General features: G+C 42.6%; 19 protein-coding genes. 7 read left to right on the plus strand and 12 right to left on the minus strand.

The window, feature by feature from the left end; all coding sequences use genetic code 11:
- Position 1: 1 nt before the first annotated feature.
- Genes lepA through rpoE form a run of 5 tightly spaced genes read right to left on the minus strand, consistent with a single transcriptional unit; the run spans position 2 to position 4447 of the window.
- Positions 2–1789 carry a translation elongation factor 4 gene (gene lepA / locus HUZ36_RS09795; protein ID WP_147390821.1) on the minus strand — a complete coding sequence of 596 codons (1788 nt, stop codon included), beginning with the start codon at positions 1787–1789 and terminating at the stop codon, positions 2–4.
- 59 nt (positions 1790–1848) lie between these two features.
- Entirely contained in the window at positions 1849–2310 is a 462-nt protein-coding gene (locus tag HUZ36_RS09800; protein ID WP_125254426.1) for a SoxR reducing system RseC family protein, read from the minus strand.
- Entirely contained in the window at positions 2307–3257 is a 951-nt protein-coding gene (locus tag HUZ36_RS09805; RefSeq protein WP_147390822.1) for a MucB/RseB C-terminal domain-containing protein, read from the minus strand. The genes HUZ36_RS09800 and HUZ36_RS09805 overlap by 4 nt, the downstream gene beginning before the upstream one ends.
- Positions 3258–3863 (minus strand): sigma-E factor negative regulatory protein, encoded by a 606-nt coding sequence (locus HUZ36_RS09810; protein ID WP_128730996.1) that lies wholly within the window; start codon positions 3861–3863, stop codon positions 3258–3260.
- 2 nt (positions 3864–3865) lie between these two features.
- Positions 3866–4447: an RNA polymerase sigma factor RpoE gene (gene rpoE, locus HUZ36_RS09815; protein ID WP_128730995.1), complete on the minus strand. Its 582-nt coding sequence runs from the start codon at positions 4445–4447 to the stop codon at positions 3866–3868.
- 296 nt (positions 4448–4743) lie between these two features.
- Between rpoE and nadB the strand changes: the two genes are divergently transcribed.
- Complete coding sequence (gene nadB / locus HUZ36_RS09820) at positions 4744–6345, plus strand: L-aspartate oxidase (protein ID WP_147390823.1); 1602 nt, start codon at positions 4744–4746, stop codon at positions 6343–6345.
- A gap of 350 nt (positions 6346–6695) precedes the next feature.
- Here nadB and HUZ36_RS21965 read toward each other — a convergent pair whose 3' ends face one another.
- Both HUZ36_RS21965 and HUZ36_RS09830 read right to left on the minus strand, forming a co-directional pair.
- Positions 6696–7049, minus strand: a complete 354-nt coding sequence (locus HUZ36_RS21965) for a protein YgfX (protein WP_176032724.1) — start codon at positions 7047–7049, stop codon at positions 6696–6698.
- A 40-nt stretch (positions 7050–7089) separates the two neighbouring features.
- Positions 7090–7341, minus strand: coding sequence for an FAD assembly factor SdhE (locus tag HUZ36_RS09830; protein ID WP_125253573.1), 252 nt, complete (start codon positions 7339–7341; stop codon positions 7090–7092).
- Between the two features lie 160 nt (positions 7342–7501).
- Here HUZ36_RS09830 and ygfZ point away from each other — a divergent pair, with 160 nt between their 5' ends.
- Positions 7502–8413: a CAF17-like 4Fe-4S cluster assembly/insertion protein YgfZ gene (ygfZ, locus tag HUZ36_RS09835; protein WP_176032725.1), complete on the plus strand. Its 912-nt coding sequence runs from the start codon at positions 7502–7504 to the stop codon at positions 8411–8413.
- An 11-nt stretch (positions 8414–8424) separates the two neighbouring features.
- The gene (locus HUZ36_RS09840; protein WP_125253571.1) at positions 8425–8910 is read left to right on the plus strand and encodes an FKBP-type peptidyl-prolyl cis-trans isomerase; all 486 of its coding nucleotides are present in this window, start codon (positions 8425–8427) and stop codon (positions 8908–8910) included.
- A 46-nt stretch (positions 8911–8956) separates the two neighbouring features.
- Here the strand turns inward: HUZ36_RS09840 and HUZ36_RS09845 are convergent, their stop codons facing one another.
- The 3 genes from HUZ36_RS09845 to HUZ36_RS09855 form a co-directional block, all read right to left on the minus strand.
- On the minus strand, positions 8957–9406 hold the full coding sequence (locus HUZ36_RS09845; RefSeq protein WP_128730992.1) for a hypothetical protein: 450 nt from the start codon (positions 9404–9406) through the stop codon (positions 8957–8959).
- A gap of 12 nt (positions 9407–9418) precedes the next feature.
- The gene (locus HUZ36_RS09850; protein WP_404824170.1) at positions 9419–10147 is read right to left on the minus strand and encodes a DUF481 domain-containing protein; all 729 of its coding nucleotides are present in this window, start codon (positions 10145–10147) and stop codon (positions 9419–9421) included.
- Positions 10148–10263: 116 nt separating this feature from the next.
- Complete coding sequence (locus HUZ36_RS09855) at positions 10264–10581, minus strand: DUF440 family protein (RefSeq protein ID WP_125253568.1); 318 nt, start codon at positions 10579–10581, stop codon at positions 10264–10266.
- Positions 10582–10779: 198 nt separating this feature from the next.
- Between HUZ36_RS09855 and HUZ36_RS09860 the strand changes: the two genes are divergently transcribed.
- The 4 genes from HUZ36_RS09860 (at position 10780) to HUZ36_RS09875 (ending at position 13796) form a co-directional block, all read left to right on the plus strand.
- Entirely contained in the window at positions 10780–11571 is a 792-nt protein-coding gene (locus HUZ36_RS09860; protein WP_147390826.1) for a crotonase/enoyl-CoA hydratase family protein, read from the plus strand.
- Between the two features lie 90 nt (positions 11572–11661).
- Complete coding sequence (locus tag HUZ36_RS09865; RefSeq protein WP_252094678.1) at positions 11662–12027, plus strand: CidA/LrgA family protein; 366 nt, start codon at positions 11662–11664, stop codon at positions 12025–12027.
- Positions 12020–12715, plus strand: a complete 696-nt coding sequence (locus HUZ36_RS09870; RefSeq protein WP_147390828.1) for an LrgB family protein — start codon at positions 12020–12022, stop codon at positions 12713–12715. Before HUZ36_RS09865 ends, HUZ36_RS09870 begins: the two co-directional genes overlap by 8 nt.
- Before the next feature lie 259 nt (positions 12716–12974).
- Positions 12975–13796 carry a mechanosensitive ion channel family protein gene (locus HUZ36_RS09875; protein WP_125253564.1) on the plus strand — a complete coding sequence of 274 codons (822 nt, stop codon included), beginning with the start codon at positions 12975–12977 and terminating at the stop codon, positions 13794–13796.
- Here HUZ36_RS09875 and HUZ36_RS09880 read toward each other — a convergent pair.
- The gene (locus tag HUZ36_RS09880) at positions 13786–14679 is read right to left on the minus strand and encodes a mechanosensitive ion channel family protein (RefSeq protein ID WP_176032726.1); all 894 of its coding nucleotides are present in this window, start codon (positions 14677–14679) and stop codon (positions 13786–13788) included. The genes HUZ36_RS09875 and HUZ36_RS09880 overlap by 11 nt on opposite strands.
- A 307-nt stretch (positions 14680–14986) precedes the next feature.
- Positions 14987–16366 carry a cysteine--tRNA ligase gene (gene cysS / locus HUZ36_RS09885; RefSeq protein ID WP_147390257.1) on the minus strand — a complete coding sequence of 460 codons (1380 nt, stop codon included), beginning with the start codon at positions 16364–16366 and terminating at the stop codon, positions 14987–14989.
- Positions 16367–16448 lie beyond the last annotated feature (82 nt).

The following is a 16448-nucleotide window of genomic DNA, read 5'->3' on the forward strand; positions in this document are numbered from 1 at the left end:
GTTACTTGCCTACTTTCAATATTGCTAAGAATGCGTCTTGTGGCACTTCAACGTTACCAAGTTGCTTCATACGCTTCTTACCTTCTTTTTGCTTTTGCAGAAGTTTTTTCTTACGACTGACGTCACCACCATAACATTTAGCGATTACGTTTTTACGTAGCTGTTTAACGGTACTACGAGCAATGACGTGGTTACCAATTGCAGCTTGAATTGCAATATCAAACATCTGGCGAGGGATTAATTCTCTTAGCGCTTCAGCAAGCTGACGACCTCGGCTTTGCGAGCCATCACGGTGTACAATGATTGCAAGCGCATCAACGCGGTCGCCGTTAATAAGAATATCTACACGTACCATGTCTGATGCTTCAAAGCGCTTGAAGTTGTAATCCAACGATGCAAAACCACGGCTGGTAGATTTTAGCTTATCGAAGAAATCCATCACGACTTCTGACATTGGCAATTCGTAGGTTACCGCTACTTGCTTACCATGGTAACTCATCTTGGTTTGCACGCCACGCTTCTCAACACATAACGTAATTACATTACCCAAGTACTCTTGAGGAACTAAGATATTCGCTTCAACGATAGGCTCACGGATCTCAATAATATCATTAACTGGAGGCAAATCTGATGGGTTATCAATTTTTACCACACCGTGCTTAGTTTCTACTTCATAGATTACCGTCGGCGCTGTGGTGATAAGATCCATGTCATATTCACGCTCTAGACGCTCTTGGATGATTTCCATATGAAGCATACCAAGGAATCCACAACGGAAACCAAAACCTAGCGCCGTCGAGTTTTCAGGTTCGAAGAATAGCGACGCATCGTTTAGGCTTAGTTTGTTCAGTGCATCACGGAAGTTTTCGTAATCATCTGAAGAGATAGGGAACATACCTGCATAAACTTGCGGTTTTACCTTTTGGAAACCTGGCAAACGCTCTGTCGCTGAATCCCGAGCCATGGTAATAGTATCACCAACTGGTGCACCATGAATGTCTTTGATACCTGCGATAACAAAACCAACCTCACCCGTTCTTAATACTCCGGTATTGGTCTGCTTTGGTGTAAAGATACCGACCTTGTCTACTTGGTGAGCTTGCTCAGTAGACATAATCTTGATCTTTTCACCCGCTCTTAACTCACCATTTTTTATACGTACTAATGATACAACACCTTGGTATGGGTCAAACCATGAATCAATAATCAGGGCTTGTAAAGGCGCGTCAATATCCCCCTCTGGCGGCGGAATATCGCGCACAATGACTTCAAGCACTTCATCGATACCGATACCGGTTTTAGCACTACAACGAACGGCTTCTAATGCTTCAATACCAACAATATCTTCAATTTCTTCGGCTACGCGAAGTGGATCAGCTTGTGGTAAGTCAATTTTGTTCAAGACCGGGATCACTTCCAAGTCCATTTCAATCGCTGTATAACAGTTAGCGAGTGTTTGTGCTTCTACACCCTGACCAGCATCAACTACAAGTAGAGCACCTTCACACGCTGCTAAAGAACGTGACACTTCATAGGTAAAGTCAACGTGTCCAGGTGTGTCGATAAAGTTAAGCTGGTAAGTTTCACCATCTTTGGCTTTATAATTAAGCGTCACACTTTGCGCTTTAATGGTAATGCCGCGCTCACGTTCGATGTCCATCGAATCCAGTACCTGCTGCTGCATTTCGCGGTCTGTTAAACCTCCACAAACTTGGATTAAGCGGTCTGATAACGTCGATTTTCCATGGTCAATGTGGGCAATAATAGAAAAGTTACGGATATGCTTCATATACTGGATTCAATACTTCTGTTAGTCACAAATAGAGATTAAGGTCTCGATTTTACATTTTATTTAGTACAATCACCATCTATTTGCGTTATTGCTAGACTAATTGGGTAAATTTTTATCACTTTTACCTGATGTTTCAATGAGTCCCCCTTCATTTTGGCTAAAAAGAAACCAACCGAGGCACTTAAAAATGCACTTACAATTTGTAAGGGTTCACTGAGGTTAAGGACAAGCGCAGTAAAAAACATCGCAATGAAGGCAAAAAATAGCGGCAACATGTAAACGTAAAAGGCGTGCCTAACCACATTAGAGTCGTCAAGTGCCAGTTTAATTTTTTGTCCGACAGCAACAGAAGACTCTGGTAGTTCAATAGGAAATTGCTTCTTATGCGTGCCGAAAAGCTTAGCAAATACTTGTGACCCACACTTACCATTACAGCCTTCGCAAGCGGGCTTTGGTTCAGCCTCGAGGTATACAGTTGCCCCCTTAATGGCTGCAACTGTCAATGTTTGTTCAATCATAAAGGTCTTTTTACAGACTCAGCTATTGCCTTCGCGGTCATTGCAGGAATATTTCCCACTACAGATACATCAAACGCACCAGTATTGTGAACGTATACTGTAGTTGCCCCTGATGACAGTGCACCGCTTGGGCGCTGGCCTGGTAATGGGCGCTGCACGAACACCGATATATCTACTAAACCATCTGAAAACAAATAGTAGTCTGCTAACTCATTATTCAAATCTAATTTATGTCTATCAGATTTTAACAGCTCAAAGCCTTGAGGCAACCATCCAATTTGCCAGTTACTTTTGGCACCACTATCAATTGTTTGTAACAGTCCAGAGATCGGCGCTGGAAATTGCTTTTTTGATAGCTCAAGTAATTGTTCTGTAGGGTTCTCAGTGACACTTATGTGGGTAAGCTGGAGTTGCTCTAGCAATTCCCCTTGTTGATTAACATAGGCAGACTTAAGTAGCAAAGAAGACTCTGTATCAATCCAAAGCCAATAGTTGTATTTTGAATCATCTTTTGCTTCGAGCCTAACCAATTGCGCTGGTCTATCAACGATACGCCCTTTTCCGCCTAAAACAAAATCATAGCTGTCTTTCAAACTATCGATATTCTTGAATAGCACTTCAGGTATGGGGCCTGCTATAGAATCTGTTTGAATAGTATAGGGGTCAGATTTAGGCTCAAAGTAAGTTACTTTGTCGCCAATGCGAACCATTTCAAGCCCTGCGCCATTGAGCAAACTCAATAATTCAAGCTCGGTTCCACCTAAATTGCCATGCAGCCAGCGATATGGCTCCATTGACTTACCTTTGACCACAACAAATGAGGCATCAAAGTTGCGATGATGCACAGCATTTGCCATATCCTTTAACAGCTGTTTGGCTGAGATATTCTCATTTGCCCACAGCCAACTAGAGAAAAATACACTTAATACAACTACCAGTGCTCTCATTTATTGCTCTTTTTCCTCTTGTTTGATCTGCGTCTCTTCACCCGTCTGTTGCAGTGCATAAGCCATCCGAGACTGCCTTTGATGTTCAAGCACCAACGCGCCAATTCTTTGTTGCTGCAGCTCTCGGATCCCTTTCGCTGCTGACTCAAGGGCAGGCTCAGTAGATAAACTTACTGGTGATACACCACCAGCAAAGGGGGTTGATTGTAATTGCAAAGTATCATTAACCGGCTGCGCTGGATCACTACTCATGGTGTTAACGCCTAATATGGCGAATAACGAAACGCTCGCAGCGATGGCAACTTGGGCAAAAGGCTTACGCCACGCGCTTAATTCAACTACATTACTTTTTGTCGCAGGCGTTTCCTGCTGTGGTACTGAAACACTGTGTACTGCTTCATTCTCCAGCGCGATTGCAAAGCTTTTTGTTATATCAATACAAGGTGCTTCTTGTTTGTCGCTGCGCATTACATCGCCAATTAGCGCGTACCGCGCAAATTTTTGCTCATCTAGGCGAGCTTCCGATCCCGCATTGAGTGGCAGCTCACCGTCAAAAATTTCCGATGTTGTTAGCTCTTCAGCCACTTTATTTTCAGCTTGTGCCATATTTAAGACTCACCTATTAATGGGTTCAAATTGTTATCTATCGCTTCCCTTGCGCGAAAAATTCTAGAACGGACAGTCCCAACTGGGCAGTCCATAACAACAGCGATTTCTTCATAGCTCATTCCCTCGATCTCACGCAACGTAATTGCGGTTTTCAAATCATCGGGTAAACGGTCTATCGTTTTAAATATCACTGCTTTTACTTCATCACTTAGTAGCAAGTTTTCAGGTGATGCGTTTGACCTTAGCTGATCAGCACCATCATAAAACTCTGCTTCTTCTGCATCTACGTCATTGGCAGGTGGTTTTCTGCCTTGCGCTACTAAATAATTTTTTGAACAGTTAACCGCGATTCTATACAGCCAAGTATAAAATGCGCTTTCTCCCCTAAAGTTAGGTAACGCTCGATAAGCTTTAATGAACGTTTCCTGTGCTACATCAGCCACATCGCCTTGATTTGCTACATAACGAGAAATCAGCGCTGCAACTTTATTTTGATATTTAGCAACTAACAGGTTGAATGCGTTTTTATCTCCCTGTTGAACGCGTTTAACTATATTTAGATCTAAATCCTGCTCGCTCATTCGAGCCGGTACTCCTCTTTGTATTTTTCTAAATCGTAACTAGTTGCCATCATTTACAGCTACTCTGACTTAGTACCGAATAAAAAGTTCTGTTTTTTTGTATTTTTTTTTAAAATAAACGAATTCATCCATCTTTGCGTACTAATTCACGGCAGCTTTTTAGCGCTAACGCGTAAGCTATCTCACAAAAAGTTCTAAATGATTCTCATTAAACGGAACAAACTCTCTGCCTTCTATGATAGCAGATGTGATATAAATAACAGAATTAAACGTAAAAACAGTTAAGATCTTCGAATATGAAAAATACGACTCACCATAGTACCGATGTTGTTATTATCGGTAGCGGCGCAGCTGGCCTCTCGCTCGCTTTATCCCTAGCGAATCACTGTCAAGTCACAGTGATTAGCAAAGGTGCTTTAAAAGAAGGTTCTACGCTATATGCTCAAGGCGGTATTGCTGCGGTATTTGATAAGAAAAACGATAGTATTGAGTCTCATGTCGAAGACACCCTTGCGGCAGGTGCGGGCTTATGTGATCGCGAAGCGGTACACTACACAGCCTCTAATGCAAGAAATTGCCTTAACTGGTTAATAGAACAGGGCGTTCCGTTTGATATGGAAGTCGACAGCAAAGGAAAAGAGCGATTTCATCTCACTCGAGAAGGTGGCCACAGCCACCGCCGAATTTTGCACGCCGCCGATGCCACTGGCAAAGCTGTGCAAACCACCTTAATTAGCCAAGTACAACTACATCCAAGAATTAACATATTAGAACAGTATAATGCGATTGATTTAGTCCAAGACAAAACCGCAAGCCCAAGCTTTATAAAAGGAGTTTACGTTTACAACCGTAAAGCGGATCGGGTCGAAAGTATTACAGCTAAGTTTGTCGCTTTAGCCACCGGTGGCGCGAGTAAAGTCTATCTATACACCTCAAACCCCGACGTGTCATCCGGTGATGGCATCGCGATGGCGTGGCGCGCGGGTTGTAAAGTCGCCAATATGGAGTTTAATCAATTCCACCCAACGAGCTTATACCATCCAGAATTACAAAACTTTTTGATCACAGAAGCCATGCGTGGTGAAGGTGCACTGTTAAAACGTCCAGACGGTACACGCTTTATGCCAGACTTTGACGAGCGTGAAGAATTGGCACCTCGAGATGTAGTTGCTCGTGCAATCGATTATGAAATGAAGCGGTTGGGCGCGAATTGCGTGTATCTCGATATTTCTCACAAAGACAAAGAGTTTATTATTGAACACTTCCCTACTATCTACGCTAAATGTCTAAGTGTAGGGTTGGACATTACCAAAGAGCCGATACCCGTTGTTCCAGCTGCACATTACACCTGCGGAGGAGTAATGACTGACTTTAACGGCCGAACCGATATAGACAATTTATATGCCATTGGTGAGGTTGCGTATACAGGTCTTCATGGAGCAAATCGCATGGCAAGTAACTCACTCCTTGAGTGCATCGTCTTCGCACATGCAGCGGCCAAAGATATTTTGGCAAAAATAAACGACAGCAAAGCGCCTGCTCTTCTCCCTGACTGGGACGAAAGCCGCGTCAGTAACTCTGATGAGGAAGTGGTGATCACCCATAATTGGCACGAATTAAGACTATTTATGTGGGATTATGTAGGGATTGTGCGCTCTACAAAACGGCTAGAACGTGCCTTGCGACGCGTCGAATTATTGCAACAGGAAATACACGATTATTATGCTAACTTCCGAGTAAGCAATAACCTATTAGAACTGCGCAACTTGGTGCAAGTCGCTGAGCTAATTATCCGCAGCGCATTAGAGCGCAAAGAGAGCAGAGGGCTGCATTACACCCTAGACTTTCCAGATATGACCGACAACCCATCACCTACTATATTATCACCAGAAAAATAGCCCAAGATTTGGCTAGTAGTTTTGTAGTGGAGGCGCTACCACCGTTCCACTACACTTCCTGATATAGCAAATGTGTACTAAGAATAGATTGCTTTGACTCCCTCCTACCACCTTGGTATCTGTACCCTCTAGGTAACGCGACGTTACGTACCAATAGCTGGATAACTATTGGCAGTGGAGCCTCCAAAATTGGCCGCCTTTAATACCAGCTAGCCTTGCCTGCATGACGTGGGTACCTCGGTGACTGCGGGGCGTGGTAGCGATGTTATCGACAAAAATTGCTCGCCTCAAAATAAACAGCTTAATAAGGATAATTGGTATAAGAAAGGGATTAACATGCGAAGTTCAGGTTACCTAGCATTTAGCATAAGACGACAAAGCAGTCGCCAATCCGACTCTCGAACGGCGTCACGTCTGATAAACACCCGCTGTTTTAGATGGTGTGCATCCTGTAACTTGAGCTCAATTTGAATGTCAAACCAGATTGTTGCGGCCATTAACCGCCCAGCCACATTCATCGCTGGGGATTGTACCTCTATATAGTTTTTTTCTGGCAACAACAACAAAGTTCCACAGGTTGGCGTGAGAGCTTGATACTGTCTCCAGCACCAATAACTGAGCACAAAACATACTGGTGTGATGAACCACCAAAGCAGAGGGAATAACAATAAAAATAGGAATGTGAGGCACAACGCTAGAACCACAAAGAACTTGTGGCTCTGTTGGTTATACTGAAATTCGACTCTAGACGCGGATCCGACCAAGGATAAATGTAACCATACTTTTTAGCTCTGGATCGGGACATACTTCATGACCCATAAACCAAGCGAACAAATCTGGATCTTCACAGGTAACTAAGCGCTGAAATACATATTTACCCTCGTCAGACAACGCATCATATGCCTCATCAACAAACGGCCCTAAAATAACGTCTAACTCTAACATGCCACGACGGCAAGCCCATTTAACTCGAGCTTTTGGCAGCAACTCAACCATAAACTGATTAACCCCTCATAAACTAATGATAAAATTATACCCACTCTACTGTGCTTATGCCATAAAACTTATAGAAATGGCGCCTTGAAATCGACACTCCCTATCTCCACTTCAGTTTTTACGATAACATTACGAAAACACTTTTATACGGATCAACATTATGTCTATTGCTCGTGCTTTTAAGCTACCGCTTCGGATTATTCGCATTTCAGGTCAAGATAAACTGAGCTACTTGCACGGTCAGGTTACCCAAGACATTAACCTTATCAAAGACGACAACTTCATGTGGTCAGGGCATTGCAGCCCAAAAGGTAAGTTATGGGCGGTATCTCGTATCACCCGCTTTGAAGATGAATACTTGATGATAGCAAGTGAAGCCGAAGCAGAGACTTCTCTACGTGAGCTGAAAAAGTATGGTGTCTTCGCTAAGGTTGAAATCGACTTCGCTGAATGTGAAGCCTATGGCCTGCTCGTTGAAGACACCCAGACCATAAAAGACGCATTTGACGTTAATTTAGACACAGACTCAACAGCATTTGACGTCGAAAACGGTAAGTTACTCAAGCTTGATGCACACCGCTTTATCCTCCTTTCATTTAACAATGCAGGTATACCTGCATCGCTGTCTCTGGAGGCTGACTCTACCCCGTTTATTACAAGCAGTATTCTCGCGGGCGAGCCTGCTCTGAGCTCTGAACACCTTGACGAATTTGTACCACAAATGGTTAATCTCCAAGCTTTAGATGGGATCAGCTTTAAAAAAGGTTGCTATACTGGTCAAGAGACAGTGGCACGCATGCGCTATCTCGGAAAGAATAAGCGTGCAATGTACATTGTTAGCGGAAGTGCGAGTCAACACATCGAAGAAACAGATATCGAGCTACAAATTGAAGATAACTGGCGTCGTGGTGGCAAAATAATCCATCAGACCTTTGACGGCAATACTAACCGGTTTTATGCGTTAGCAGTGATGCCTAATGACACGCCTGCGCATGCAATACTAAGAGCAAAAAATTCACCTGAGGTAGACCTTACCATTCAACCTCTACCCTATTCTTTAGAAGACAACTAACGGGATCTTATATGATTATTGGCCCTAACTCAGTAGTAACTATTCACTACTCAGTTCAAGACAAAGACAACAATACAATTGATAGTACATTTGATGATGAGCCAGTGGTGGCCATGCTTGGCTCTGGTTACTTGATCCCAGGTTTAGACGATGCACTGCAAGGTAAACAATCAGGCGACACCTTTAGTGTCACGATTGAACCTCAAGAAGGCTACGGTGAGCGCTATGATGAGTTAACACAAGCTGTACCTAAGTCCATGTTTGAAGGTATGGAAATTGAAGTCGGGATGCAGTTTAGAGCAACAACAGATGAAGGCGATCAAGTCGTTGTTATCATCGGGATTGAAGATGAAGAGGTCATTGTTGATGCCAATCACCCGCTTTCAGGGATCACACTAAACTTCGACGTAGAGGTCATTGAAGTACGCGAAGCTACAGCAGCTGAGGTTGCACATGGCCATGTACATGGTGAAGGTGGCTGTGGTCACGACCACTGATCTGCATCAAGCAATCAGAGTACTGAAGTGAACGAAAAAGCGCTGACTATTCAGCGCTTTGTTTGTTAATCAATTTACTTTCCATCGCAGCTACCAACTTTGTTTTATCATTAGTACCAACACGATACTTAGTGCCATCTTTCATGACCACCTCAAGTGCATCAAACCCCGCCACAGTATAGACCCAACCATCGGTGCTGATCCGCATGCCTAAGCCATGGCGTAATGAATTCTTCACAGGTTGTACGTAATCAATATCATCAAATTTCAGCGTAATTTTGGCAACCGATGGACCAAACCACCAGCTCAACGTTTGTTGCTGTTGGTTAACCTCAACCGTTAACCCATAAAAAATAAAGGCAACTATCGCGAGGATCACCAAAAATCCAACAAAAGCTATATTTGTGCCCGTAAGGTAGATTGCTAGTGTGGTAAAACTTGCGATAAACGCCAGCAAAAGCCAAATGACCCATGCAAATTGAGTATTTCTATACATTTCTAGTCTTCTTTAATTAAAGCTGTAAACCAATGTCGCACCGAGCTCAGTATCCACTTTCTCTTTGTCGTCTTCAGGTTGTGAGTTATAGCGGTAGATAAATGCAAACTTCAACGCAATACCACCTAAAACTTGAGTAACAAGTGCTGATTCAGCAAAAAGCCGAGAGTTTAGGCCTGATAAAGATTGCTCGTAGCTCACATCCTGATTAAAACGAGTGCGCTTTGATACGTTCCTCTCCCATTGCAATGCCATCCGTAACAACTGACCTTTCTCTGTTCTTTTCTCATCGGGTTCCAATGCTATTTCATTATCTACCCTTGAAATAGACATACCAGGGCCTATATCTATATCAACTGTATTTTTCTTTCCCTCAAACATACGGCTACCATAGCCCAGGGCAACTGTTGAGGTGTATTCTTTGCCGTTAAACCTGTCCCGCTCATAGTCTCCATAAACGAAGAATGACGATTTATCATTGCCAAGCTTGTAATTCCCTTGCGCTGAGCCAAAGTAACGAGAGGCAGAGACATCCTCGACTCCCGTTTCAGTATCTTTTTCACGCCGATACAAGCCATCAAATTTATACTGATTACGCCACGTGGGTAGGTCTTGGTACAAATTACTTTTTAGTTTAAATGAGGTGTTTTGCGTATTGCCTTTGTTAACAATAAATCCAAACTCAACATCTCCATAAAGCATTTCACCCTGATGTTTTGTGTGTATCTCGTCATCAGGCATATTGCCATACTCATGAAAGTCTTCAAATGGATCGGTAGCCTCACTTGGCGATGATAACAGGCCAATGAACACAAAAGTTATAAATCTATATAATGCCACGCGTAACTACTTTTGACTCACTGCTTCCAAATAATATGACAAAAAGGTGCGTCTAAATCTCTGCTGATGAGGATCTTCGCATACACCTGATCAGAATCGTCAAACTCAATACCCACCAGTACTTGAACAAAGTGTTCAGGCTCGGCTTCTTGTTCGTATGTAGTGACACTGGACCAGCTTTCGTCCGGCTCACTCTCCTCAATAAACCCCCGGGCTTCACGATGTTCATTAAATGTTTCTATATCGTGTTCCTCCAAGTTATCTGGTGCTAACTCAAGGAAAATGTCATATGCTTGGTGGGTTACTTCTTCGATTGTACAAAGTCTTGCTGTCATGGTGCTAGCCTGTGGCTTTTACATTAGCGCAATAATAGCAAAATGTGCAAAAACATAAATATCCCGTCGCGATAATCAAACATAAATTAGCGCTAAGTGGTGAAGAAATATCACGAACAGTTGGATCTCAAGACGCTTTTAAGTTATTACTCTAAAAACAGCGCTTCATGCCATAATAAAAGACAGGGACATTTCACTATGATTTCATACACTGAGACTAATAATATCGCTTATGTCACTTTATCTCGTCCCGAGAAACAAAATGCACTATCAGTAGATATGTTTGTTGGTTTAGACAATGCAATAAAAACTATTTCAAAAAACAAAGCTATCCGTGCGGTTGTGATCCAAGGTGAAGGCGCACACTTTTGTGCTGGTCTCGATGTCAAAAGTGTATTAAAGAAACCAACAGGTATTTTAAAATTATTAAGAAAATGGCTCCCAGGAAATGCGAACTTAGTACAACGTGTTGTCCTCGGTTGGCAATCGTTGCCTGTTCCTGTTATTGCTCGCATCACAGGAAATTGCTTAGGGGGAGGCTGTCATATTGCCCTTGGTGCAGATATTCGTCTCGCTGACAACAGCGCCCAGTTCGCTATTATGGAGGCAAAGTGGGGATTGTGCCCTGACATGGGCGCAAGCTTATTATTGCCGGCTAGTATGAATAAAGACAAAGCATTAATGATGACCATCCACGCACAGCGAATAGATGCACAAAGTGCATTAAAAGATGGCTTAATCTCAGAACTATGTGACGACATAGATACGAGACTAGACCAACTACTGTGCCAATTCAGCAACCGCTCGCCTGACGCCATTGCTGCAATAAAGAAAGTATATAATCAAGCCTACAATCAGCCATCTAGGAAATTACTGTGGCTTGAAACTTGGTCACAGATTAAATTACTGGTCGCCAACAACACTAAAATAGCAATGAGTAACGCCTCATCAACAGAGCAGCAGCCTTATCAACCGCGCAAAAAGTGGTAAGTCCCGAGCGGTGTCCAAAAGTATGATAGCTTGCACAACCAAAATACGTAAAATAAAGACTTCACAATCACTTGGGAGCATGAAGTACTGATGCAAAGGTTGCAGTTCATCATTAAATTTTCATTCGGCTTTGCTATTATTTTAGGATGCTTATTGGGTGCCAAATGGATCGTTATGCTGAGCGAGATTAAGCTACCAGCGGCACTACTTGGAATGGGTTTTTTGGTCATATTGTTATTTCTTGGCGTGGTAAAACCTGAGTGGATAGCACCTGCGGCCAACCCCATTTTGAAGTACATGGCGCTATTTTTCATTCCTGCCGGTGTTGGTGTCGTTGAGCATATTGACTTATTTCAGTCCCAATGGGTAATGCTGGCATTACTACTTACTATCGTGCCGACTCTCATATTGACGTCGTTAAGTCCTATCGTTAAACGTATTAAGTTCCGTGATTAATATACTGATTTACTCAACACTCACCATCGTATTGTTTGTCACAATGCGGGCGCTATATCAACGTTTCCCTATAACATTGTTCAACCCCGTATTGCTGTGTATTTTGACTATCTCTACTTTTTTATTACTCACTCAGTTTGAGTATAAAACTTATCAGCAAGGTACGTTGCCAATTCACTATTTACTTGAACCTGCAGTGGTTGCCCTTGCTTTTCCGCTATTTAAACAATTTCACCAAATTAAGCCGGTATTTTTTGCATTGTGCTTTACCAGTTGGCTTGGCGTTTCTTTATCAACCTTGAGCGCTTTTTTGATTTGTAATATGTTTGCATCAGATGACGCTATCGCAGCTTCAATGGCGGCATTATCTGTCACCACACCAATTACATTATTGATAAGCGATTTTCTTGGTGGGATCCCTGCTGTAGCGGCAATTATGGTGATCCTTATTGGCGTTTTTGGCGGCGTTTTTGGATTGCATATATTGCACCTTTGCAACGTACAATCCATGCAAGCGAAAGGTATTGCGTTGGGCATCGCTTGTCATGCAATTGGTACCAGTGCGGCAATGGAACATCACCCAGTAGCAGGCGCATTTTCATCCGCAGCTATGACAATTACTGCCGTGATCACAGCATTATGGGTTCCTGTATTTTATAATTTGCTAGATAGCGTAAACTTTGGATGAGATGGTAAGTAAATAATACCAATTTGACTTAATACTTGCTCAATTTGAAGGAGTAAACCTGACGCTAACAGCGTTAAAAATTTCTTATTTAGAACAACTAAATAGCAAAATTTTTGCCTTGTTATCGACAAGATTTCCTCACCTCAAAATAGACCACTTAATTAAGAAAATTGGTATAAGCTTTGTCTATCGAGTATTTAGCTCAGCGTAAAAGCCAACCGTCAGAAAATAAATTAACCAACAAATATGAGAAAGTATCGTGATTAATCAAGAGATTGAACAAATTGAGCGCTATTACAACATCATTCGTGAATACTTGGTGACTTACAGCTTCCAATTACTCGCCGCAATCGCTATTTTTCTGCTTGGTTTGTGGCTTTCTAAAAAGCTCTCGAAAGCCACCGAAAAATTGATGCTGAAGCACAGCATCGATCCTGCACTTACCAACTTTGTGGGCAATGTTATCAAAGTCTTGATAATCGCCATGTTCGTAGTAATTTCTCTTGGTAAAATAGGGATTAGTATCACTCCTTTTGTCGCTGCCATCGGTGCGGCTTCCTTGGGTGCTGGTCTGGCGCTACAAGGGATGTTAGCAAACTACGGTGCTGGACTTGCTATTATCGCCACACGCCCTTTTGTCATCGGTGATACCATCAGCATTAAGGGGGTGAGCGGACAGGTCAAAATGATAGAGCTTGGACATACTACCCTGATCAATGAAGACAACGTTGAGATCACGATTCCAAATAAACATATTGTAGGGGAAATATTACACAACTCATTTGAAAACTCACTTGTAAAAGGAGAAATTGGTATTGCCTACCATGCCGACTACGAGCAGGCATTACTACTTATCAATAATGCGCTTGCCAATAACAGTAAAGTCAGTCAATCTCCTAAGCCACAGGTTGGTATAGAAACATTTGCCGACAGCGCTGTAGTCTTAAGCTACCGTTACTGGGTACCAACCACTGCGCTAATTGAAACTAAATTAGAGATCAATAAGGCGGTATTCGCTGCCATTAACAATGCCAATATAGAAATACCCTTTCCGCAACGTGTAATTAAACTTATTCAGTAGGCTGTGTAGTAGAAAAACCACTGCGTAAATGAAGATCTCGTTGTGGAAACGGGATCTCAATTTGGTATTTGCGAAACGCATCATCAATCGCCCATAAATAGTCAGAAATTAGGGCTGTCGGCCGCTTTACTTGCTCAGGCTGTACCCACACTCCCAGTGTAAAGTTCAAACTACTATCGCCAAATCCCGTCATCCATACTGTTGCCTCCCTCCCTGCAGTATTGAGTGTATATTGAACATTTTTAGCAGCTTCCAATGCTGCTCTCTTAACGAGCGTTTTATCACTGCCATAGGCAACAGAAAAAGGAATACGAAAGCGGCGGTACTTATCTGACATGGTCCAGTTTGTTATGGTGTTTGATACCATTTCTGAGTTTGGGATCAATAAGTCCACATTGTCATTTGTGCGGATCCAAGTGGAACGCATATGAATGGCAATAACTTCACCAACCATACCATTGTTTAGCTCAACAAAGTCCCCAACCTTAACCGTTTTTTCTAACAGTAGTACTAGCCCTGAAACAAAGTTATTTACCAAACCTTGCAACCCAAGACCAATTCCAACCCCCAGAGCACTGGCCACGAGGGCCAGTTCAGTTATCTCAAAACCAAGTGCGGTCAGTGCAATAATAAACCCGATAAACAACACAATGTAGTGGATAATGCGACCTATCACGTAAGCAGATGTGTGCTGAATAACACCCTGCTTAGACGCAATTCGGTTGAACGCCAGACGCAACACCTTGGAAATAATAAACGTCGCTATCACCACTGTCACAAAAGACAGCGCCTCACCGATTTCTAATGAAAACTTGCCTAACGAAAATAGTTTTTGGTCAAGCCATGGAATATCCATATCTATCTCTTGGGGCACTTTTATCATCACTTTTTTACTTTAATCCTAGTTATACTAAGTGTGCGTGGCTCACACCAGAATTACAAGCATGTATCGCACTGTATAAACCCTACATACTGAGTTGCTTACTCTTTTCGAAGCTCATACCTAAATAACAAATCAATACCACAAAGCCATGAAAATACAGCGACGTTGTATTACCACTCACCGCCACTGGGGAACCCATTGTTTTGGAATAGACTAAAAGTAAAGCTACATTAATTCAGCTAGCCCTTAAAACAAAAAAGCCTTCTGCACAATGAAGAAGGCCTTTGGTAACATCTTTTCAGTATGGCTATGCTTTACGCCATGTCGTTTTTCCCGCGCTATCTTCCAATACAACGCCCATTGCAGTTAGCGCATCACGTGCCTCATCAGCAGCAGCCCAGTCTTTACTTTCTCGAGCAGCTCGACGTTTTTCGATCAACGCTTCAATTTGTGCAACTTCATCATCGCCTTGCTCACCTTTAAGGAAAGATTCAGGGTCTTGCTGGGCAATACCAAGTACCTCAGCCAGTTTTACAAGAATGTATGCGTACTCGCCCGCAGCTTGCGCATCGCTATCTTTTAAGCGATTCACTTCTTTTGACAGCTCAAAAATCACAGGAAGCGCTTCCGGTGTATTGAAGTCATCGTTCATAGCAGCTTCAAAACGCTCAACATAAGCGCTTCCTTTTAGCTCTACTTCCACCAGTTTTACACCACGTAACGCAGTATAGATACGCTCTAGTGATGAGCGCGCTTGCTCAAGGTTTTCTTGTGAGTAGTTTAACTGGCTACGGTAATGACCATTAATTAAGAAATAACGTACCGTTTCTCTGTCAAAAGCTTTTAGTACTTCACGTACAGTAAAGAAGTTACCAAGAGACTTTGACATCTTCTCTTTATTAACTTGCACCATACCGGTGTGGATCCACGTATTCACGTAGCGGCCATTATTTGCGCAGCACGATTGCGCAATTTCATTTTCATGGTGAGGGAATTGTAAATCTGAACCACCACCATGAATATCAAAAAATTCACCTAAGTGCTTTGAACTCATTGCGCTACACTCGATGTGCCAACCAGGACGACCTTCTCCCCAAGGTGACTGCCATGCTGGCTCTCCTGCTTTAGCCTTTTTCCATAATACGAAATCAAGCGGGTCGTCTTTACCTTCAGCTACTTCAACACGCGCCCCAGCCTGAAGCATGTCTAAGTCTTGTTGCGAAAGTTGGCCATATTGCGCAAACGTTGATACGTCAAATAATACGTCACCATTTTGCGCGACATAAGCATGACCTTTTTCTATTAAACGAGCTATCATATCGATGATTTCATCCATGTGACCCGTCACTGTCGGTTCTATGTCTGCCGGTAACATATTCAATGCGTCAAAATCTTCGTGCATTGCTTTGGTCATGCGGACAGTTAACTCATTAATCGACTCGTTGTTTTCAGCGGCACGTTTAATAATTTTATCATCGACATCGGTAATATTACGTACGTATGTGACGTCATATCCGAGGTACCGTAGATAGCGATTCATTACATCAAATGAAACATATGTTCGCGCGTGTCCTACATGACAGAAATCATAGATGGTGATACCACACACGTACATATCAACCTTGCCTTCTTTGAGCGGTTTAAAGGGGGCTTTTTGACGAGTGAGTGTATTGAAAATCTGCAACATGTAGTTTTCTTCCTAAATACGTTCATTTTTAACAAAAGAGTTGATGATCATATCACCTACATTGCAACGCCTCTAGATTTTA

It is taken from the genome of Pseudoalteromonas sp. McH1-7 (genome assembly GCF_013366255.1).
GTDB lineage: Bacteria > Pseudomonadota > Gammaproteobacteria > Enterobacterales > Alteromonadaceae > Pseudoalteromonas > Pseudoalteromonas peptidolytica.

Excerpts from the sequence above, each read along its gene's own strand:
- lepA (WP_147390821.1), bottom strand. The coding sequence starts at position 1,789 with ATGAAGCATATCCGTAACTTTTCTATTATTGCCCACATTGACCATGGA.
- HUZ36_RS09800 (WP_125254426.1), bottom strand. The coding sequence starts at position 2,310 with ATGATTGAACAAACATTGACAGTTGCAGCCATTAAGGGGGCAACTGTA.
- HUZ36_RS09805 (WP_147390822.1), bottom strand. The coding sequence starts at position 3,257 with ATGAGAGCACTGGTAGTTGTATTAAGTGTATTTTTCTCTAGTTGGCTG.
- HUZ36_RS09810 (WP_128730996.1), bottom strand. The coding sequence starts at position 3,863 with ATGGCACAAGCTGAAAATAAAGTGGCTGAAGAGCTAACAACATCGGAA.
- rpoE (WP_128730995.1), bottom strand. The coding sequence starts at position 4,447 with ATGAGCGAGCAGGATTTAGATCTAAATATAGTTAAACGCGTTCAACAG.
- nadB (WP_147390823.1), top strand. The coding sequence starts at position 4,744 with ATGAAAAATACGACTCACCATAGTACCGATGTTGTTATTATCGGTAGC.
- HUZ36_RS09830 (WP_125253573.1), bottom strand. The coding sequence starts at position 7,341 with ATGGTTGAGTTGCTGCCAAAAGCTCGAGTTAAATGGGCTTGCCGTCGT.
- ygfZ (WP_176032725.1), top strand. The coding sequence starts at position 7,502 with ATGTCTATTGCTCGTGCTTTTAAGCTACCGCTTCGGATTATTCGCATT.
- HUZ36_RS09840 (WP_125253571.1), top strand. The coding sequence starts at position 8,425 with ATGATTATTGGCCCTAACTCAGTAGTAACTATTCACTACTCAGTTCAA.
- HUZ36_RS09845 (WP_128730992.1), bottom strand. The coding sequence starts at position 9,406 with ATGTATAGAAATACTCAATTTGCATGGGTCATTTGGCTTTTGCTGGCG.
- HUZ36_RS09850 (WP_404824170.1), bottom strand. The coding sequence starts at position 10,147 with ATGCCTGATGACGAGATACACACAAAACATCAGGGTGAAATGCTTTAT.
- HUZ36_RS09855 (WP_125253568.1), bottom strand. The coding sequence starts at position 10,581 with ATGACAGCAAGACTTTGTACAATCGAAGAAGTAACCCACCAAGCATAT.
- HUZ36_RS09860 (WP_147390826.1), top strand. The coding sequence starts at position 10,780 with ATGATTTCATACACTGAGACTAATAATATCGCTTATGTCACTTTATCT.
- HUZ36_RS09865 (WP_252094678.1), top strand. The coding sequence starts at position 11,662 with ATGCAAAGGTTGCAGTTCATCATTAAATTTTCATTCGGCTTTGCTATT.
- HUZ36_RS09880 (WP_176032726.1), bottom strand. The coding sequence starts at position 14,679 with ATGATAAAAGTGCCCCAAGAGATAGATATGGATATTCCATGGCTTGAC.
- cysS (WP_147390257.1), bottom strand. The coding sequence starts at position 16,366 with ATGTTGCAGATTTTCAATACACTCACTCGTCAAAAAGCCCCCTTTAAA.